Below are 17897 nucleotides of genomic sequence, written 5' to 3'. Positions count from 1 at the left end.
TTGCATGTCTTAAATTAAATAACGGGTTAAGTGACAATTTTTGACGGCCAGAGCTTTCCGACTCAAACTGTCACATAATCGAACGTATATGTGACAGGTACGACATGCTGATAGGCTACATGCGGGTATCGAAGGCGGACGGCTCCCAGGCTACCGATTTGCAGCGCGACGCGCTGATTGCCGCCGGGGTCGATCCAGTACATCTTTACGAGGACCAGGCATCCGGCATGCGCGAGGATCGGCCCGGCTTGACGAGCTGCCTGAAGGCGTTGCGAACTGGCGACACACTGGTCGTGTGGAAACTGGATCGGCTCGGACGCGACCTGCGACATCTCATCAACACCGTGCACGACCTGACTGGGCGCGGCATCGGCTTGAAGGTATTAACCGGGCACGGCGCGGCCATCGACACCACGACCGCCGCCGGCAAGCTGGTCTTTGGCATCTTCGCCGCCCTGGCCGAGTTCGAGCGCGAGTTGATCGCGGAGCGCACGATTGCCGGCCTAGCCTCGGCCCGCGCGCGCGGGCGGAAAGGCGGCCGGCCGTTCAAGATGACCGCCGCCAAGCTGCGGCTGGCGATGGCGGCAATGGGTCAGCCAGAGACCAAGGTCGGCGACCTGTGCCAGGAACTTGGCGTCACGCGGCAGACCCTGTATCGGCATGTTTCACCCAAGGGTGAGCTACGTCCAGATGGCGAGAAGCTACTCAGCCGAATTTGATGCCGGCATGAGGCAACGTAGCGACAGCGTGGTTTGTCTCAATGGGAAGCGCTCATGATCGATCTTTGAAGGCCCGCAGCAGTCGTGTCACAGACAGGACGAACAAACCGGTCAGCGTGAGGGCTGCGATACCCCAGTACTCTCCGATGAACGCGCCGGCCGTCGTGCCGGCCAGCACAATGGCGAGAATCGGCAAATGGCAGGGACAGGTGAGCACGGCCAGCGCGCCCCACAGGTAGCCGGTGATCGGTTTGTGCGTCTCGGACGGCAAGCGCTCGGGGCTGTTCATGGCAGACTCTCCGCGTGCTGTGCCGGCTCGGTCGGCATGGTGGCCAACTGCACCTCCAGATCGGCCAACGCTTCGCGCCGACGCTCGACGAACTGGCGCAGAACGGCAAGCTGCGCGGCCGCTTCATCGCCGTCCGCAGCATCCAGCGCCCGGCACAGCCGCGCCAGCGCGTCCAGGCCGATGCCCGCCTCGAAGGCCGCCCGCACGAAGCACAGCCGTTGCAAGGCGGCATCATCGAACAGGCCATAGCCGCCCGGGGTGCACGCCACCGGACGCAGCAATCCGCGCAGCAGGTAGTCGCGCACGATATGCACGCTCACCCCGGCATCAAGGGCCAGCCGGGACACGGTGTAGGCGCTCATTGAAAACCTCCTTTTTTTATCCAGCGCAGCAGGAAAGCTGCTTCACGTCCTTGTTGAAGGTCTGCGCCGCAAGCTTCAACCCCTCGACCATTGTCAGGTAGGGGAACAACTGGTCGGCCAGTTCCTGCACCGTCATGCGGTTGCGGATGGCGAGCACCGCCGTCTGGATCAGTTCGCCCGCTTCCGGGGCCACCGCCTGCACGCCGATGAGCCGTCCGCTACCTTCCTCGATGACCAGCTTGATGAAGCCGCGTGTGTCGAAGTTGGCAAGCGCTCGCGGAACGTTGTCGAGTGTCAGCGTGCGACTGTCGGTCTCGATGCCATCGTGGTGCGCTTCCGCCTCGCTGTAGCCCACGGTGGCGACTTGCGGGTCGGTGAACACCACTGCCGGCATCGCGGTCAGATTGAGGGCTGCGTCGCCGCCGGTCATGTTGATCGCGGCACGGGTGCCGGCGGCCGCTGCCACGTAGACGAACTGCGGCTGGTCGGTGCAGTCGCCGGCCGCGTAGATGTTCGGGTTGCTCGTGCGCATGCCTTGGTCGATAACGATGGCCCCTTGCGCATTGACAGTGACCCCCGCCGCGTCCAGCGCGAGGCTGCGCGTATTCGGTGCCCGACCGACGGTACGGGATTGGTCGTCGAAATTAAGCACCAGGTCAGCGAGCTGCCCAATTATGGCTCGTCGCCTTTGGGGCTTGTTGCGTCGTGAGCGTGAAACCCCGTCGCTGCCACCGATCAACGTGAAGCGAGTTTATCGCGTCCTGCTTGATCACAACTCGTTGTTGGCACGACGAATCAAACAGCCTGCCGTACAGCGCCGGCATGAAGGCCGGATCTCCGTCACTACCAGTGATACCGCTGGTGTTAGGATGGTTTTGAGTTCCATTGCGACGACGGTGCGAAGTTAAGCGTGTCCTTTGCGCTGGACTGCTGTGATAGCGAAGCCACCTTTAAAGTGAAGTACTGATCCATCGAGCGATCAGGGGATTCACCTGCCTTACCAAGCCGTTGGCTGCGAATAAACGGCTGCAAAAAAAACGCCCCGGTGGGGCGTTAAAACTCATCTCTTCCCAAAGAAGCTACAAAGGAGCGACAAAATAGCTCCAGAGATGAGTGTTGCTGCGCAGATCAGTTGAAACTGGTATGCCGAGTTAAATTAGAAACCGAATCGAATGTTACCGAATAGTAACACTCTGAGCAATACTCTAGCTGAGAGCAACACGGTTATTGACTTGAGTTGGGCATCATGCCGCATAGCCATGGCGTCTTGCGTCACTTGGCCTATCATTTCGACGGGGCATTTTAAAATCGAAACGCTTGCGTGGGCGCATGTTCAATTGCAGGGCTACCAGCGTAGGCGAAGACATCCAGGGCAATGGCAGAAGCAGCCCGCTGGACGCCATCGCAGCCAAAGCGAGCCCACCCACGCGCCAGGCACGACGCTTGTACAGCACCTCGTGCGCAGCAGAAACCAGGCATGTGCCGGATCGGTTCACGATGAAACCCACGGTAAACGCAAGGGCAGCTACGAGCACCAGTACCCAGATAGGCAAGAGATCAGGCATCGATGGCGTCCTCAGCGTCGGTGTTGTTTCGGGTGATACGTGAGTAAGAACACGAAAGCTGATCAGCCCGCCACGGGAATGCGCATGGTGACGAACTCTTCCGCCGCCGTCGGGTGCACGCCGATGGTTTCATCGAAATGCTGCTTGGTCGCGCCTGCCTTGAGCGCGATCGCTAGCCCCTGGATGATTTCACCGGCATCCGGGCCCACCATGTGGCAACCCAGAACCTTGTCGGTGTCTGCGTCGACCACCAACTTCATCAGGGTGCGCTCCTGGCAGTCGGTCAACCTTAGCTTCATCGGCTGGAAGCGGCTTTCGAAAACCTGCACCTTGTGGCCGTCAGCCTTGGCTTGCTCTTCGCTCAAGCCGACTGTGCCAATGTTCGGCAGGCTAAACACCGCCGTCGGGATCATCGCGTAATCCACCAGGCGATATTGCTCAGGCTTGAACAGACGACGCGCCACCGCCATGCCTTCGGCCAACGCCACTGGCGTCAGCTGCACGCGCCCGATCACATCGCCAATGGCCAGGATCGACGACTCAGTCGTCTGATAGAGATCGTCCACTTCAACAAAGCCACGCTTGTCCAGTTTGACGCCGGTGTTTTCCAACCCCAGGTTGTCGAGCATCGGACGTCGGCCGGTGGCGTAGAACACGCAATCTGCTTCCAGCGCGCGCCCGTCTTTCAGGGTGGCCTTGAGGCTGCCGTCGGCCTGTTTATCGATGCGTTCGATATCAGCATTGAACTGCAAGTCCATCCCGCGTTTGGTCAGCTCTTCCTGCAGATGCTTGCGCACCGCTCCATCAAAGCCGCGCAGGAACAGATCGCCGCGATACAACAGCGTTGTTTGCGTGCCAAGGCCATGGAAAATCCCGGCAAACTCCACCGCGATGTAACCGCCACCCACCACCAGCACGCGCTTGGGCAGTGCTTTGAGGAAGAACGCTTCGTTGGAACCGATGGCATGCTCGCGTCCCGGAATGTCCGGAATCTGCGGCCAGCCGCCGGTGGCGATCAGGATATGTTTGGCGGTGAAGCGCTCACCGTTGATCTCCACCTGGTGCGGATCCACCAGGCGCGCGTGCCCTTCATGCAGGGTCACGCCACTGTTGACCAGCAGGTTGCGATAAATGCCATTGAGGCGATTGATCTCGCGGTCTTTGTTGGCAATCAAGGTCGGCCAATCAAAGTTCGCCTCACCCAGCGACCAGCCGAAACCACTGGCCTGCTCAAAATCTTCGGCAAAGTGCGCGCCGTAGACCAGCAGTTTTTTGGGCACACAACCCACGTTGACGCAGGTACCGCCTAGGTAGCGGCTTTCAGCCACGGCCACCTTGGCACCATAGCCTGCGGCGAAACGCGCAGCCCGAATACCGCCAGAGCCCGCACCAATTACATAAAGGTCAAAATCGTAGGCCATATCACTCTCCTCGGCAGGCAACAGCAAACCTATTGCGGCCCTTATCCGGCGCATTGCGACCGGCCAGCTACTTGCTCGTCAATTGGGTGAGGGCACCCAGATCGTTTGTTCGCATCTCTAAAGTGGACCAATATGCCTTCACTATTGAACGTAAAAACTCGGTGGCTTGGATAACCACTTGGCGCTCGCTGAAAGTCGCGCCGTTAGGCATGCTGAAGGCGCCACCGTTGAGTTCCATGACGATATCGTCGGCGACTAGAGCGCCGTTTTTTTCGACTTGGTTATGTGAAAATCGTAAACAACGTCTAAATAGCAGGGGACTAAACGTCCCCGGTCAAATTTGCGCCGGTTTAGCCGCAGGTTCATTTACATAGCAAAAGTTGCTGCTCTGTTGGACAAGCAATGTTCGCCAAGACTATTCGGCGAAAGCGGCTTCGAGATTGAGTTTTGCGGCATCACCTTCCCGTTGAAAGCCAGGCTGGTTCAACTTCACGGACCATACATAGTCGTGTTTAAATGACAATGATTGAATCACGCCCTGCCTAACTCTCTGACATTGCTGATTAACAGCAATCACATATCATAGAGTTGTTATACGTAGTATGGAAACGAATCTAGTTATGCTTTCCGCCTATGTTGTGTGCTGGCACTCGGGCCGACGGCCACGCTGTCCCCCGGAGTGAAAAGGTCAGCAACATAGTACCCATCAAGGCGCACCGACCCACGTGGTGCGGCATTGCGCTCAGTCACTGCAACTGCCCCCCCTGAACGACACTCACGTACCCTTACTGAAAGTAGGCCTACCCCACACAAAGGCTACCGCTTGCATCCGCGGTCGCACCTACTGCCAAAATCCTCTCACCTAATTTCCGTAAACACTCCATCCAACCCCCCCCACCTCCAACGCAAAACCTGTCAGATTTTGGTATAGTCTCGTCAAGAATCTAACGCCTGCGCCGGATGTTACTTTCCGGCAAGTAGCATGTCAAGAGCAGTGGGTGCCACATAAAAAAATAGGTGTTATGTGATGACTAATACTCCAACGGACCAGACAGCGCTTGCAGAAAAAGAGAAGCGCTCAACTGCACCGAGAGAGAGAATTTTGCGTGCTGCAGGAGAGATGTTCCATAAATATGGAATTCACGCAGTCGGGGTTGAGGCGATTGCAGCAGCAGCGCACAGCAACAAAATGACTTTGTATCGACACTTTTCCTCTAAAGAGATGTTAATTGCAGCCACCATTCGAGAGCAGCACAAAGCGAGTGAAGCTGCATGGCAAGCATTACAGGAGGCGTATCCGAATGATCCGCGGGGAGAGCTCAACGGTTGGCTAGAAATGATGTACGCCTATATCCAGTCGCCAGGAGAACTGAGCTGCAAATTCATAGATAAGGCAATAGATGTACGGGACGCTCAACATCCAGCTCGGGTGGCGATTGAGGAAATCAATCATGTGCACATCAATCATCTGATCGAGATGTGCCGTGCCATAGGCTTCAAGAGCCATGAGGTACTGGCTGTCAATTTGTTCATTGTATTTAAGGGCGCAGACGAAAGCCGCCATATCGGAACTCATCGTTTGGCAGTATCGCTTCGTCAAATGGTACAAACACTGATCGCCCCCCATGAGCCGCATTAAGGGCTTCAGTGCTACACCGATTTTCGGTCAGTGCTAATAGCCCTGGCTGACACTTCAACGTTTCTCTAACAGCCAATCACTGCCTATTGCTCCTTTGTGCAGTAGGTGGTAGCTTGCTGGGTGTTACTTTTTGGTAATATTCCAGTTTGATGATTTTTAATACGTAACTGCCGCTAGCTCGGCTTTGCTGGACCTTCCGGCATTTGCCAACGGCGCAATAGGCTACGTAAACCGTGCATAGTGGTCTAAGTGAGGTTGTTCAGGCTGGTAGCGAGTTCTACAAGCAGATGACACTGAGGCCATTGCCCGTGGCCGGTTACGACGCAATGTTTAAGTAGACGTCCGCAGTACTAACTGGGTGCAGGACATATATACCTCGAAATGAAGCTGGACTGGACACCTACCGGGAGAAGCACCTCTATGAATAATAAAGCATTTGCCCCCCATCGCTTGCTGATGAAAGCGGTACTTGCCGCTGTTCTTGCCAGTTCTACGCTGCCGGCACATGCGAGCCACCATTTTGAGGTTGCCATTGCACGAACCAACACGGCGATCAGCCAGTTGGACAACTACGTGTTTCAAGCGGCTTCACCGGGGCGCACGGTCATTATCATGAATGTGAATTCAAGTCCGCGTCATGGTGCTACCTTCTCGCCGAATGCCTTGTACAACATTCATGTTGCCTTGGATGACAAGTTCAAGGAGGGGCACACATTCTCGTTCCAGTTTCGCGACGGTCAGGTCATGGCCTACTTGTCGGACAACCCAAACGGGCGAGTGGGTGAAACGGGTGTGGACATTGGTAAAGGTAAGGTCGGCGGCAGCGTCAATCTGAAGGACAAGATTGAACTTTGGACCGGTATCATCAAAGACCCGTTCTACGGTAATTCGTCTGGCCTGGGAGCGTATTCGGCGCAACTGAAGGCTGGCAAGTATGACCCTCAAGTCTGGAAGTCCGCCTCCGGCACCAATATTTTCAAAGACCAGGAATGTGGTGCAATTGTGCTGGAAATTCCCAATGAAATGCTGGGCAAAAATATCAAGGTCTTCATGACGACGGCGCTCAAGGAAAATGGCAAGTGGAGCCAAGTTCAATACTCGGCCAATCCTTTGCTGTCGCACGTTATGTATTTCGAAGACGAGGCTGTCAGAGTCGAGCATGATCGCAGCCGACCCAACACCCAGTCAGTACTGAAAAACTTCGTATCAGCGAGCACTGCGCGCGCTTCAGGCATTGCACAGACGCAGGCTCAACCATTCGCCTATGGCGACAAAGTGGCGGATGCGCTGATTCCCGATGTGCTGAATTATGAGGTTGGCAGCAAGGCAGGGTATTCGGCCGATGTGCGTAACGGACGTTACCTTGATGATGATGCGATGAGTGCCATGCTCACCCTCCTCATAGGCAAACCCACCGACCAGGCCATCGACAATCCAAAGTTGTATACCGATCAGTTCCCCTACGTCATTCCGTCAGACAAAAAGTGATCTGAGGTCAAACTTGAACATGAGGCTAGGCCCGCACCATAAGGAAAGGCACACCATGATCACTAATCACTTAGGCACAGTGGGTGCGAGCTTCGTACTGCTATTGATGACCAGCGCAATAGTTCAGGCTGATACGGGTGACGTTGTGCGTGGCCAGAAGGCTTGGTTGCTCAATTGCAGCCGGTGTCATCAACTGGATGTGAATTCGGTCGGGCCGATGCACCGTGGCGTTGTGGGCAGGCATGCTGGTAGTGCAGACGGTTTTGCGTATTCAGAGGCACTAAGGGCGTCCGACGTTACCTGGACGCCCGCCAACCTGAACCGATGGTTGACAGAGCCGGAACAGTTTATCCCGGGGCAGGCAATGGGGTTCAGTGTTGAAAACGCACAGGTGCGGGAGGACATCATTGCCTATTTGTCGACACAAAAAGCGCCTTGATCGGTTGCAGTTAGGGGTGTGAAAGCTGCTGGGGCGAAGTGAGGAAAGCATGATGATTTGGCGGCCTATTTGGATTGGGGTATTGCTGGCGACACTAAGCGGCAACTGTTTTGCCCATGCCTTCTGGCTGGTTCCTCACAAAGGGCTGGTCAGCAAAGATGATCTGGTGGCCATAGATCTGCGGGTGGGTGTCAGTTGGCCAGGTGAGCGGGTAGGGCGTTTGCCCGGCATGATCGAGACGTTTGATCTTTACGACGCGCAAGGTAAACACGCCGTGAAGGGGCGTGACGGCGCGGCCCCGGTGGGACATTTTCGCGCCGGGACGCCCGGTACCGTTGTTGTGGCGATGCTTACCCATGCTCAGGCCATCACGTTGCCCGGTGTTGAGTTCGACAAATATTTGGTCGAAGAAGGGCTGGATCAGGTGCGCAGCGAACGGCAAACACTGGGTATCGCCGATGCGCCGGGACGTGAGCAGTTTTTGCGTTGCGCCAAGACTTTGGTTCGGGTCAATAGCGATAGTGCTGGCTTTGACCGGGTGGTGGATTTGCCGCTGGAACTTGTTGCTGTCACTGACCCGTTCCAGCTCAAGCCGGGCGGGCGGTTCAAAGCCCGCTTGCTGCGCGAGGGCAAACCTGTGGCTGGGGTGCTGGTTAGGGCCTGGGCCAAGGATGATCCAAAGCATGAACAACAGGTCAGAACGGACCAGGACGGTGTAGTGGAACTTACTTTGGAAAAGACTGGATTGTGGTTTCTGAGTGCAGTCCAGATGCATTCGGTGATCGAGTACCAGGCCGACTGGGAAAGCATCTGGGCCTCCTTAAGTTTTGAGATACCTACGCCATGAGTACTCGCCAACACCAACTTGAGGGCGTCTGTGTCGCCATCGTCTTGGCACTAACCACGTTTAGCGCACAAGCCCACAGCGGCATAGATGCCGGCTGGTTGCACCCATTGACTGGGCTGGATCACTTTTTGGCGATGGTGGCGGTTGGGGCCTGGAGTGCCCAAATCGGCGGTCGCGCCATCTGGCTCGTCCCCGGCGCTTTTGTGCTGTGCATGTTCTGCGGCGGCCTTCTCGGCATGTCGATGATAGATCTGCAAGGCCTGGAAGTTGGCATTGCGCTGTCGGTCATTGCCTTGGGCGCGGCCATTGCACTGCATCAACGTATGCCTACCGTGGTTGCCGCGCTAGGGGTCGGCCTGTTCGGCATGCTGCATGGTTATGCGCATGGTTATGAAATGCCTGTCATTGACGACAAGGTTGGCTACACGCTCGGCTTTCTGGCCACCACCGCCACCCTGCATTTAGTCGGCGCATTTGGAGCACTTGGCCTTATGCGCGTCCAGGGCGGCGGCAAGATTTTGCGAGGGCTAGGTTTGATTTGCTCTATGTGTGGGGGCTGGATTTTGTTCAGTGCCGTCGCAAATCTTTGATGGTTTCTGGTGTTAAGTCATTACACAACGTGAAACTGACATTTTAGGGGGTGGTTGTTTATGGGGTAGAGCGTATTTGTGATCTCGCCCTTGTTTTACGGACGCTCTTTAAACGATTAAATGTTGCAACCGCCAATAACGACTTTCCCAGTTGCAGGAGATCAGACTATGGCTTCGTCCAAGCACAGAGGCTTACCGGCCTGGTCATAGCGCGTCACGTCGTGGCAGGTCAGCAAAGTGCCGGCCTGGAACACGGTGGTTTCGATGCCCATTTCTTGCGCCAGGCTGGCAACCGGGTTCTGATCGACACCGTGAATCCAGGATGCGCCGAGATCTATTGGCACCTCGCCCCACGTTCGTTCCGTCCAAATGCGGCCACCGACTCTGTCCCTGGCCTCGAGCACGATCACCGTATGGCCCGCGTCGGACAGCATTCGGGCAGCGGCGAGGCCTGAGATCCCGGCTCCGATAATCAGCACCGAATCCTTCCTGAGGCGGTTGGCGTCTGTGCTCGAGTCTTTTGCCGTGCTGGCGTTTGCACCTGTAAGAGGGGTGGTCATCGCGCTGGGCGCGATCGACCCCTGGGGTCGAGTAAGGGTTATCATTGTTGCCTCGTGATTGACGCGATCGACGCTAAAATTACATAAATAGAACAAGTGGTACATTCGCGTATCATAAAAAGTAATTAAGGAAATATTTGATTCATGTCCCGCGATCAGAAGAGAGACGCTGTCCTGGACGCTGCTGCAGCGGTGTATGCCCGTGACCGCAGCGCATCAATGCAGCAAATCGCTGCCTCGGCGGGCATTAGTCGTACGACGCTCGTCCGCCATTTCCCCACCCGTGAGGACTTGGTTGTAGCGCTCATTGATCGTGTGCTGAATGATGCCACTGCGGTGCTGGATCAAGCGAAGCTGGAAGATGGCGACCTTGTACGGGGTCTTTCCTGCCTGACCGAGAATTTCAGGATGCTGGGGCAGGTGTGGGGGGGCGGCTACGGTCTGGGCTATGGCTGGTCGCATATTGAAACGTTGCTGTCCGACCTGGCAGTGCGGGTCGAAACCATTAATGCGCGGCTCGTTGGATTTTTTGAGCGTGGTCAACAGGCCGGGCTGTTTCGCCAGGACCTTCCGGCGGCCTGGATGACGGGGGCGTTTCAAGGACTGTGCGAAACCACTTCGGACCTTATCGACGCTGAGTCGATGGGAAAACGCCAGGGGCCTGAGTTTCTCATCTCGATCTTCTTGAACGGCGCCAGCGGTGCGGTTCAGTTAAACCGCTAATGCCGCTGGCCCATTGCGCTATTTAGTCTTCAGAACGCAGGCCGTAGACCTATTTGCCCGCAAAGAATGACTTTGACTGGGCTCGCATCACCCAGCTGCTGCTCTGTTCACTCCAAGGAGGAACATCGATGCCGAACTCTGACCTGCTGCTTTCCCTACTTTCCAAAATGAATGGAAACCTGCTCGCCATTGAGCAGGCTTCAATCATGGAACTCACCAATCGGGTTGAGCAGTAGGGCGACGCCAAAGTAACCGAGAACGGATACCCTCGACCGGAACGAAGAGTTCATCAAGCTGACCCTGGCTGTCCTCATGACGCCTGACTGATCGCCAGATACTGCCACTACTTAGATGCAACCGACCAAAGCTGATCGAGCCTGGTCGTGTAGCTCTGACTCGTCATTTCTCAGAGCATTATAGCCAGCGCTCGTAGAGACGCTAGGCGAGCGCAGCGTCCCCTTCCTGCTGAGTTTAAAAAAATTACGAAAACTGTAACGCATCACTTTAAGCAAACTCTACGTCTATAAATCTCACTGCCTTCAAGGAAGTCCCATGCCTTCATCAATTTATTCTCGTTTTCTTCGCCGGCCGTATGAAGTTGAGTTCATGCGCTGGGCCCTGGTCTTGATTTTCTTTATGTTTGGCTACGCTAAATGGTTTGATTATGAAGCTCAGGGATTGATCCCGCTGATTGGTAATAGTCCTCTCCTGTCGTGGATGTACGGCGTGTTCGGTATTCAGGGCGCAAGTTATGCCTTGGGCGTTGCGGAATGGACTATCGGTCTCGGTCTGGCTATTGGTGCCTGGTCGCCAAGTATCGCTTTACTTGCCGCCGCCGGCTCCTGCCTGACCTACCTGACAACCTCTACTCTAGTCTTAAGTACTCCAGGTGGCTGGGAGGCTTCGGCTGGTGGTTTTCCGGCCATGACCGATATCAGCGCATTTTTAATCAAAGACCTAATATTGCTGGCCGGTTCGCTTGTGCTGGTAAAGGACGCGGCGCAGCAACTGACGGCCCGCACCAAGCAGACTGATGCGGAAGGTGCTGCGATCTAGGCCGAAAAGCACGCTTGTCAGCTACAACAGCGACGCAACCTAGGCCAACGCCGCCGCTATCAATGCCCTTGGTGTTGCCTGGCAGGGCTGAGGATTGGGTTTCTTGTTTCGGTCCTCACAAGTGAGGGTCGGTGCTTGCATCCGTTTGGAGAGGGAATGCATGAAACCCGCAGGAATTAGGCTAGTCAAAATCATGGTGCTCATAAGCGGGTGCGCCAGCGTGGCCTATGTGGCGCATGTGGTTACTAGGGAGGCAGCCTACCTACATACGAAAATCAACAGATCGAAAAGCATTGATACTGCTCAGCAGGAGCTTCGATGGCCGGATAACCTCGCTTTACCGGAACTGCGGGTTTCAGCGTACGAACAGGTTGAAGATCATGCTGGCTGTCGTTCTGGATCTCTACGCACGCCGAATTTTGCGTTGGGCGCTTTCAAACAAGCCGGATGCGAATCGAGTCATTGAGGCGTTGGACATGGCTTACGAGCAGCGTGGCAGGCCTCAAGGGCTGCCGTTTTACTCGGATCAGGGCTCGCAAGGCGCATTCAACCGGTTGTCGCAACACCTATATCGAGGTGTTTATGGGACGACCCGCAGGGTAGATGCAAAAATTGACGGGCCGGGGGAGCGATGCGCTCTCCAGGCGCGCCGTCGCTTCGTAATGATTTCAAGAGGCTTGCTCCATGATCCCCTACTCAGTTCTCGACGCTGCACCGGTTACCGAAGGCAGCACACCTAGCGAATCCTTCGAGCGCTCGCTCAAGCTCGCCCGACATGCCGAAGCGCTTGGCTATAAGCGCTATTGGCTCGCAGAGCACCACAACATGCCAGGTATCGCCAGTGCTGCGACTGCGGTGCTGATCGGGCATATTGCTGGCGGGACATCGACCATTAGGGTCGGGGCAGGCGGAGTGATGCTACCCAACCACGCGCCGCTTCAGGTTGCGGAACAATTCGGCACGCTGGCCTCGCTGTATCCTGGTCGCATAGACTTGGGGCTCGGGCGAGCGCCAGGCACCGACGGGGCTACGGCCCATGCGCTACGCCGCTACTTCGATGGTGCCGATACCTTCCCAAGCGATGTGGAAGAACTGCTGCACTACTTCCATCCGGTGAAACCGGGACAAACGGTTCAGGCAGTGCCGGGGGCTGGTCTGGATGTACCGGTCTGGCTATTGGGCTCAAGCCTTTTCAGTGCACAGCTTGCGGGGGCACTGGGCTTGCCGTTTGCATTCGCGTCGCATTTCGCGCCAACAATGACTGAAGAGGCCTTGATCCGTTATCGACAAGATTTCCGACCGTCGAAATATCTGGCTGAGCCTTATGTGATTTTAGCGCTCAATGTCGTGGCCGCCGACAGCCGAGCCGAGGCACGACGCCTGTTTACGACCCTGCAGCAAGTCTTCGTAAGCGTGATACGTGGTAATCCCGGCCTGATCCCGCCGCCAGTCGACGACATCGAGGCGTTCTGGACACCACAGGAAAAGGCGATGGTCGAGCAGTCGCTGTCGTATGCGATAGTCGGCGATGCGGCCGATGTTCATGAGGGCATCATGGCATTCGCCGCCAAGCACCGTCCCGACGAGCTGATGCTCTCCGGCACTATCTTCGATCATGCCGCACACCGTCACTCATTCACACTTGCTGCACGAGCGTTTACCGATAACGCCTGATCGATTCGGTGCTATTAGGTGTAGCGGCTCGTGTTTGAAAACACACGGGCTTGCATTAAGCGGCATGTTCTTTATGACTGTAGCTAAGTGCTGTTACGGACTGATCGTTTAGGGATGCTCCGATCGACTTGCCGCGCGTCGGCTGCAAGTCGAAATTCTCCCAACACTCATCGCTTGGGCAAATACCCCAGTACAGCAAATAATCGCTGATACCAATACTCGAGGGTAGTTCGCTACCCACGCGCTCCTGACTCAATTCGCAGATCCGCGTACCAGCACTGAGTAAGTTATCGCCGGTGAAGCCCTGCGCCTGTCACATTGACTCATGCGCTAAACGCGGACCACGGGACTATGTGGAAACTGCTGCGCTCAGCATCAACTCATACCGCGTTTTTTGCACCACAATGACACCATAATACCTGTGACGATGGACACCAATGGAATGCTTGATTCAACAACTAGTGTTGGAAATACCAACAGTATTTGCGAGTCGTTACCACCGAGCATCATCGAGGCCCCAGCCCCCATCAAAGTACCCGCCAACAAATGAACGCCCGCCTTTTGAGGGGTAAAGGCCTCGAAGCGGAACGTTTTTCTATACAAGGTAAAACTCAGCATGCCTGCCAGCAACGTAACAAACACCGCAATACGCCGAGCGCTAACCGATGTATCGTCCCAGAACATCTGCGAAACATTGTAAAAGAACACACTGGGTGTCCATAACGGCTCGAACGTGTAGAGCGCACTTGTCAGCGCACCCAGTAGCATACTGGACAGCACAAGGTGTTTATTACCGTGTATGCGGACCAGGAACATCAGCACCAGCGCTACTACCCCGATCAAAAGCCAGTAATGCTGGCTGGTAATTTCCGGCACCAGAATGACCTTCTGTTCGTGGGTCTTGTGCATGTAGTACCAAAGCACGATCCCCAGGACCCAGCCGATCATCGTGAACGCTTTATTGACATCGCCACAGGCAAACTTAGTCAGCGTGCCTACGCTGCAACCGTTGTTCAGCACCGATGCCACTCCGAACAACAAACCTCCCAAAACCAGCAAAGGATAGGAAATGCCGGGCGAGTACAGCGGCAGGTTGGCCTCGGAGAAACGATAGAGGGGTGCCAGCATCAATCCAAACAATCCACACGATGTCAGTGCCAGAAACAACGTAGGGCGCCCAGCCAGCAATTGTCCGCTCGCTTTGACAAGGCACATGCCCATGCGCTGCGAAATCCAGCCAATCAGGAATGCTAATACCAACGCCATCAGTAAAGAGAAAACCATGTTCGTGCGCCACTGCTGATTTGGATGATGGGAGCCCGCGTAGACGACATGGCCAGCAACTTTCCATGTCGGGCATCCGTTAAAATTTTTCCACCATCAGCACCGTCTCAAGCCCGTCAAAAACGCGTGTGCTTGCAAGGAAGTCGCCAACAGCTTCGAAGCCCGCGTTCTTGTATGCCTTGATGGTCTTAAGGTTCGACTTGCCAGGATCAATGATGTTACCAGGCATAACGGGACGTCATCCTGATGCCTCTATTACGTCACTTAAGGATGCTTCGATCAACTCGCCGCTGTCTCGCGGGAAGTCGATAACGCTCCAGAGCGCATCGCCATTATCGGGGAAACGTCATGCACACATCTAACCTTTTAAGCTGTCAGGCGTATTCAGCGGGTTTCAATTACGCCCCTTTCTGGTTTCGGTGGTAAGAAACGAATTCAAGCGTCCGGGTTGACAGCCGGCGGCATGGCGTAGGCTAGCCATAAGGTCGGGTAGGGCCACGTCAGTGAACGGTTCGTCACGCCAGCACATACCCAGGGAGCCTGTGGCATCCAGCTCAAAGTCCAGGCTTACCAACAAGCCGCGCAGGGCGAAGTGTTCAGCTACTCGTTCGGAAGCTACTGACAGTAAGTCGCTGTATTGCAAAAGCCACAGGTTGCCCACCAGTGAAGAGGATTCTATGCGACATGGCAGTGGCGGACGCCCTGCGTGGGCCAGGGCCATATCCAGTTTGCTGCGGATGGGGCTGGTGGTCGGCCATAGAATCCAATTGACGTTGTACAAGTCGTCCCAGGTCAGCCCTGTTCGCTGAGTCAAGGGGTGGTCTGCGCGGCAGACGATACGCATTTTTTCATCGTATAGCCGCGCGCTACGCAGCGTGTGGGATGGGACGTAACTGTCGAGACGGCCGACCACCAGGTCCAACTGGCCGAGCTCCAGTCGTTCGAGCAAGGCCGTCATGGTGTTTTCTTCCAGGTCTACCTGGGCCATGGGATGGCGCCGCAAAAACTCCATGATGGCGGCCGGTACCAAGTTGGGCGCCGAGGCGGCGGATGTGCCAATAGCCACCCGCAAGGTGCTGGTGCCTTGTAGCGTGTCAAGGTTGTGACGGGCACGCTCCATTTCACTGAGTACCCGCCGCGCATGGGCTAGTAGAGTCAAACCGTGTGCAGTGGGGTTCAAGCCTCGAGCATGGCGTTCGAACAAAGGCGCGCCGATGCTTTCTTCGAGATCCTTAAGCCATTTGGATAACGCAGGCTGGGTACTGAAACACGCTCGGGCAGCTTCGCTGATGCTCCCGGTTTCGGCGAGGCTGACCAACCATTTAAGGTGTTGCAGACGCAGGCGACGAGTCCAGCTCATGAGCGTATCCATATGTAGATTGGTATGGGTTTATCTTAAAATAGCATTATTCACATATAGGTAGTCACAGGATACTCCTAAGGACTCGGTTTCAACCTGTAGGTGTATCCATGAACAACAACATCACTGCCGTACGGGAAGATTTTTACCAGCGTATTGATCGCCTGGGTCTGTTTCCGCTTTGGGAACGCTTGCACAATCTGGTTCCTGCGGAGCCAGCCGCGGCCTGCGTTCCGGCCCTGTGGCGCTATCGCGAGCTGCGCCCTTTCCTGACTGAAGCTGGGCAACTGATCAGCGCCGAGGAGGCTGTGCGCCGAGTGTTGGTGCTGGAAAACCCGGCTCTGCGTGGGCAGGCTTCGATCACTTCCAGCTTGTACGCTGGACTGCAACTGATTTTGCCCGGAGAGACCGCTCCGAGTCATCGTCACAGCCAATCAGCGCTGAGGTTTGTGGTCGACGGGCAAGGCGCATTTACCTCGGTAGACGGTGAGCGAACCACGATGTCACCCGGAGATTTCATCATCACACCCTCCTGGACATGGCATGACCACGGCAACCCAGCCGCCGACGAAGGTGGTGAACCCGTGGTGTGGCTCGATGGCCTAGACATACCCATGGTGCGTTTCTTCGATGCCGGCTTCGCCGAAAACCATCAAGTTCCGGTCCCGCCCCTGACTCGGCCTGAGGGCAATAGTGGGGCCCGCTATGGCATGAATTTATTACCCATGCGCTATGAGTCCAGCTCACGCACCTCGCCGATTTTCAATTATCCCTACGCCCGTACCCGGGAAACTCTCGACACCCTGTTGCGCCAGGAACCGCTGGATTGCTGGGAGGGTATCAAGTTGCGCTACGTCAACCCGCTCACGGGGGGCTGGCCGATCCCAACCATCGCCGCGTTCATGCAGCTATTACCCAAAGGCTTTCGCGGCCAGCCGTATCGCAGCACCGACGCCTCGGTATTTTCTGTGGTGGAAGGCAGTGGCAGTGTGTGCATCGCCGGGCAACGCCTGAACTTTGAGCCCAAGGACATATTCGTGGTCCCCAGTTGGGCCCAAGTCAGCTTGGCGGCGGATCAGGAGTGCGTGCTCTTCAGCTTTTCCGACCGCCCCGTGCAGCAGGCGCTGGGGTTGCTGCGTGAATCGCGCGAGTCTTTTTAAAACCTGGAGATGACCATGACTTACATTTTTCAACCGCAGCAGCCGACGTCGCTTTTTATCCAAGGCCGTGACGAGCTGTTTGCCGTGCGCCGTGTCTATTGTGTGGGGCGCAATTACGCCGCTCATGCACGGGAAATGGGGTTTGACCCTGACCGCGAACCCCCGTTTTTCTTTTGCAAGCCGAGCGATGCAGTTGTACCCGTGGCGGAGGATGAGGTCCTGACGCTGAAATATCCGACGCAAACCAGTAACTACCACTACGAAGCCGAACTGGTTGTCGCCATCGGCAAGGGTGGCAGCAACATTCCCCAGGAACAGGCCAATGAGCACGTCTGGGGCTATGCCGTTGGTCTCGATATGACCCGTCGCGACCTGCAACTGGAGATGCGCAAGGCAGGGCGTCCATGGGAAATCGGTAAGGCTTTTGATCACTCGGCGCCGATTGCACCCTTGTGGCCAGCTACGTTGGTTGCCCACCCGAAGCAGGCCGGATTGTGGCTCACGGTCAACGGTGAAGACAAACAGCGCAGCGACATTGCACAACTGATTTGGTCCGTGCCGGAAATCATCGCTTACCTATCCCGTTACTTCGAATTGCAGCCCGGAGACCTAATCATGACCGGTACGCCCGAAGGCGTGGGCCCGGTGGTAGCCGGCGACCTGATAGCCGCCGGAATTGACGGTCTCGGTCAGCTGCGTGTGCAGGTGATTTGAGCCTGTT

19 protein-coding genes and 3 pseudogenes are annotated in these 17897 nt (G+C 56.1%); 13 read left to right on the top strand and 9 right to left on the bottom strand.

What is annotated here, in order from left to right:
• The first annotated feature begins 104 nt into the window (after positions 1-104).
• Positions 105-719, top strand: a complete 615-nt coding sequence (locus ACZRKZ_RS26150) for a recombinase family protein (RefSeq protein WP_000904941.1) — start codon at positions 105-107, stop codon at positions 717-719.
• 52 nt (positions 720-771) lie between these two features.
• On the opposite strand, the gene merE is transcribed toward ACZRKZ_RS26150, so the two are convergent.
• The 5 genes and pseudogenes from merE to gorA form a co-directional block, all read right to left on the bottom strand.
• Positions 772-1008 carry a broad-spectrum mercury transporter MerE gene (merE, locus tag ACZRKZ_RS26145; protein WP_001087809.1) on the bottom strand — a complete coding sequence of 79 codons (237 nt, stop codon included), beginning with the start codon at positions 1006-1008 and terminating at the stop codon, positions 772-774.
• Positions 1005-1370 carry a mercury resistance co-regulator MerD gene (gene merD, locus ACZRKZ_RS26140; protein WP_003465059.1) on the bottom strand — a complete coding sequence of 122 codons (366 nt, stop codon included), beginning with the start codon at positions 1368-1370 and terminating at the stop codon, positions 1005-1007. Before merD ends, merE begins: the two co-directional genes overlap by 4 nt.
• A gap of 16 nt (positions 1371-1386) precedes the next feature.
• Positions 1387-1989 (bottom strand): annotated as a pseudogene (locus ACZRKZ_RS26135) (FAD-dependent oxidoreductase); the annotation flags it as partial.
• Between the two features lie 621 nt (positions 1990-2610).
• Positions 2611-2719 (bottom strand): annotated as a pseudogene (locus ACZRKZ_RS26130) (IS30 family transposase); the annotation flags it as partial.
• Positions 2720-2997: 278 nt separating this feature from the next.
• Positions 2998-4356, bottom strand: coding sequence for a glutathione-disulfide reductase (gene gorA / locus ACZRKZ_RS26125; protein WP_078481996.1), 1359 nt, complete (start codon positions 4354-4356; stop codon positions 2998-3000).
• Positions 4357-5383: 1027 nt separating this feature from the next.
• On the opposite strand from gorA, the gene ACZRKZ_RS26120 reads away from it, so the two are divergent.
• From ACZRKZ_RS26120 to ACZRKZ_RS26100, 5 genes are all read left to right on the top strand, one after another.
• Positions 5384-5995 (top strand): TetR/AcrR family transcriptional regulator, encoded by a 612-nt coding sequence (locus ACZRKZ_RS26120; RefSeq protein WP_198834212.1) that lies wholly within the window; start codon positions 5384-5386, stop codon positions 5993-5995.
• Positions 5996-6415: 420 nt separating this feature from the next.
• Positions 6416-7483: a DUF4331 family protein gene (locus tag ACZRKZ_RS26115; protein ID WP_161493054.1), complete on the top strand. Its 1068-nt coding sequence runs from the start codon at positions 6416-6418 to the stop codon at positions 7481-7483.
• Positions 7484-7538: 55 nt separating this feature from the next.
• A complete protein-coding gene (locus tag ACZRKZ_RS26110; RefSeq protein WP_078481993.1) occupies positions 7539-7922 on the top strand; it encodes a c-type cytochrome in 384 nt (127 codons plus the stop codon).
• A 49-nt stretch (positions 7923-7971) separates the two neighbouring features.
• Positions 7972-8769, top strand: a complete 798-nt coding sequence (locus ACZRKZ_RS26105) for a DUF4198 domain-containing protein (protein WP_078481992.1) — start codon at positions 7972-7974, stop codon at positions 8767-8769.
• Positions 8766-9359, top strand: a complete 594-nt coding sequence (locus tag ACZRKZ_RS26100; RefSeq protein WP_078481991.1) for a HupE/UreJ family protein — start codon at positions 8766-8768, stop codon at positions 9357-9359. Before ACZRKZ_RS26105 ends, ACZRKZ_RS26100 begins: the two co-directional genes overlap by 4 nt.
• 161 nt (positions 9360-9520) lie before the next feature.
• Here the strand turns inward: ACZRKZ_RS26100 and ACZRKZ_RS26095 are convergent, their stop codons facing one another.
• Positions 9521-10024: a flavin monoamine oxidase family protein gene (locus tag ACZRKZ_RS26095; protein WP_233100576.1), complete on the bottom strand. Its 504-nt coding sequence runs from the start codon at positions 10022-10024 to the stop codon at positions 9521-9523.
• 39 nt (positions 10025-10063) lie between these two features.
• Between ACZRKZ_RS26095 and ACZRKZ_RS26090 the strand changes: the two genes are divergently transcribed.
• The 5 genes and pseudogenes from ACZRKZ_RS26090 to ACZRKZ_RS26070 all read left to right on the top strand — a co-directional run bounded on the left by ACZRKZ_RS26090 (position 10064) and on the right by ACZRKZ_RS26070 (position 13372).
• Positions 10064-10642, top strand: a complete 579-nt coding sequence (locus tag ACZRKZ_RS26090) for a TetR/AcrR family transcriptional regulator (RefSeq protein ID WP_078481984.1) — start codon at positions 10064-10066, stop codon at positions 10640-10642.
• Between the two features lie 128 nt (positions 10643-10770).
• A pseudogene (locus tag ACZRKZ_RS26085) lies at positions 10771-10969 on the top strand (hypothetical protein).
• A gap of 225 nt (positions 10970-11194) precedes the next feature.
• A complete protein-coding gene (locus ACZRKZ_RS26080) occupies positions 11195-11698 on the top strand; it encodes a YkgB family protein (protein ID WP_078481986.1) in 504 nt (167 codons plus the stop codon).
• A 227-nt stretch (positions 11699-11925) separates the two neighbouring features.
• Positions 11926-12438: a DDE-type integrase/transposase/recombinase gene (locus ACZRKZ_RS26075; RefSeq protein ID WP_371350014.1), complete on the top strand. Its 513-nt coding sequence runs from the start codon at positions 11926-11928 to the stop codon at positions 12436-12438.
• Positions 12383-13372: an LLM class flavin-dependent oxidoreductase gene (locus ACZRKZ_RS26070; protein WP_078481988.1), complete on the top strand. Its 990-nt coding sequence runs from the start codon at positions 12383-12385 to the stop codon at positions 13370-13372. The genes ACZRKZ_RS26075 and ACZRKZ_RS26070 overlap by 56 nt, the downstream gene beginning before the upstream one ends.
• Positions 13373-13747: 375 nt before the next feature.
• Here the strand turns inward: ACZRKZ_RS26070 and ACZRKZ_RS26065 are convergent, their stop codons facing one another.
• The 3 genes from ACZRKZ_RS26065 to ACZRKZ_RS26055 all read right to left on the bottom strand — a co-directional run bounded on the left by ACZRKZ_RS26065 (position 13748) and on the right by ACZRKZ_RS26055 (position 16016).
• Positions 13748-14656, bottom strand: a complete 909-nt coding sequence (locus ACZRKZ_RS26065) for a YeeE/YedE thiosulfate transporter family protein (RefSeq protein ID WP_078481990.1) — start codon at positions 14654-14656, stop codon at positions 13748-13750.
• A 79-nt stretch (positions 14657-14735) separates the two neighbouring features.
• Complete coding sequence (locus tag ACZRKZ_RS26060) at positions 14736-14885, bottom strand: hypothetical protein (protein ID WP_161493052.1); 150 nt, start codon at positions 14883-14885, stop codon at positions 14736-14738.
• A 165-nt stretch (positions 14886-15050) separates the two neighbouring features.
• The gene (locus ACZRKZ_RS26055) at positions 15051-16016 is read right to left on the bottom strand and encodes a LysR family transcriptional regulator (RefSeq protein ID WP_078481971.1); all 966 of its coding nucleotides are present in this window, start codon (positions 16014-16016) and stop codon (positions 15051-15053) included.
• Between the two features lie 110 nt (positions 16017-16126).
• Here ACZRKZ_RS26055 and gtdA point away from each other — a divergent pair, with 110 nt between their 5' ends.
• Entirely contained in the window at positions 16127-17176 is a 1050-nt protein-coding gene (gene gtdA / locus ACZRKZ_RS26050; protein WP_198834213.1) for a gentisate 1,2-dioxygenase, read from the top strand.
• A 15-nt stretch (positions 17177-17191) separates the two neighbouring features.
• A complete protein-coding gene (locus tag ACZRKZ_RS26045; RefSeq protein WP_078481973.1) occupies positions 17192-17890 on the top strand; it encodes a fumarylacetoacetate hydrolase family protein in 699 nt (232 codons plus the stop codon).
• The last annotated feature ends 7 nt before the right edge of the window (positions 17891-17897 follow it).

It is taken from the genome of Pseudomonas sp. c313, from assembly GCF_055407145.1.
This window is presented reverse-complemented; position numbering and strand designations above follow the sequence as displayed.

Coding starts and splice junctions, on each gene's coding strand:
- ACZRKZ_RS26065 (WP_078481990.1), bottom strand. CDS start 14,656: ATGGTTTTCTCTTTACTGATGGCGTTGGTATTAGCATTCCTGATTGGC.
- ACZRKZ_RS26075 (WP_371350014.1), top strand. CDS start 11,926: ATGTGGCGCATGTGGTTACTAGGGAGGCAGCCTACCTACATACGAAAA.
- ACZRKZ_RS26120 (WP_198834212.1), top strand. CDS start 5,384: ATGACTAATACTCCAACGGACCAGACAGCGCTTGCAGAAAAAGAGAAG.
- ACZRKZ_RS26090 (WP_078481984.1), top strand. CDS start 10,064: ATGTCCCGCGATCAGAAGAGAGACGCTGTCCTGGACGCTGCTGCAGCG.
- ACZRKZ_RS26060 (WP_161493052.1), bottom strand. CDS start 14,885: ATGCCTGGTAACATCATTGATCCTGGCAAGTCGAACCTTAAGACCATC.
- ACZRKZ_RS26070 (WP_078481988.1), top strand. CDS start 12,383: ATGATCCCCTACTCAGTTCTCGACGCTGCACCGGTTACCGAAGGCAGC.
- merE (WP_001087809.1), bottom strand. CDS start 1,008: ATGAACAGCCCCGAGCGCTTGCCGTCCGAGACGCACAAACCGATCACC.
- ACZRKZ_RS26055 (WP_078481971.1), bottom strand. CDS start 16,016: ATGAGCTGGACTCGTCGCCTGCGTCTGCAACACCTTAAATGGTTGGTC.
- merD (WP_003465059.1), bottom strand. CDS start 1,370: ATGAGCGCCTACACCGTGTCCCGGCTGGCCCTTGATGCCGGGGTGAGC.
- ACZRKZ_RS26105 (WP_078481992.1), top strand. CDS start 7,972: ATGATGATTTGGCGGCCTATTTGGATTGGGGTATTGCTGGCGACACTA.
- ACZRKZ_RS26100 (WP_078481991.1), top strand. CDS start 8,766: ATGAGTACTCGCCAACACCAACTTGAGGGCGTCTGTGTCGCCATCGTC.
- ACZRKZ_RS26115 (WP_161493054.1), top strand. CDS start 6,416: ATGAATAATAAAGCATTTGCCCCCCATCGCTTGCTGATGAAAGCGGTA.
- gtdA (WP_198834213.1), top strand. CDS start 16,127: ATGAACAACAACATCACTGCCGTACGGGAAGATTTTTACCAGCGTATT.
- ACZRKZ_RS26045 (WP_078481973.1), top strand. CDS start 17,192: ATGACTTACATTTTTCAACCGCAGCAGCCGACGTCGCTTTTTATCCAA.
- gorA (WP_078481996.1), bottom strand. CDS start 4,356: ATGGCCTACGATTTTGACCTTTATGTAATTGGTGCGGGCTCTGGCGGT.
- ACZRKZ_RS26095 (WP_233100576.1), bottom strand. CDS start 10,024: ATGTACCACTTGTTCTATTTATGTAATTTTAGCGTCGATCGCGTCAAT.
- ACZRKZ_RS26150 (WP_000904941.1), top strand. CDS start 105: ATGCTGATAGGCTACATGCGGGTATCGAAGGCGGACGGCTCCCAGGCT.
- ACZRKZ_RS26080 (WP_078481986.1), top strand. CDS start 11,195: ATGCCTTCATCAATTTATTCTCGTTTTCTTCGCCGGCCGTATGAAGTT.
- ACZRKZ_RS26110 (WP_078481993.1), top strand. CDS start 7,539: ATGATCACTAATCACTTAGGCACAGTGGGTGCGAGCTTCGTACTGCTA.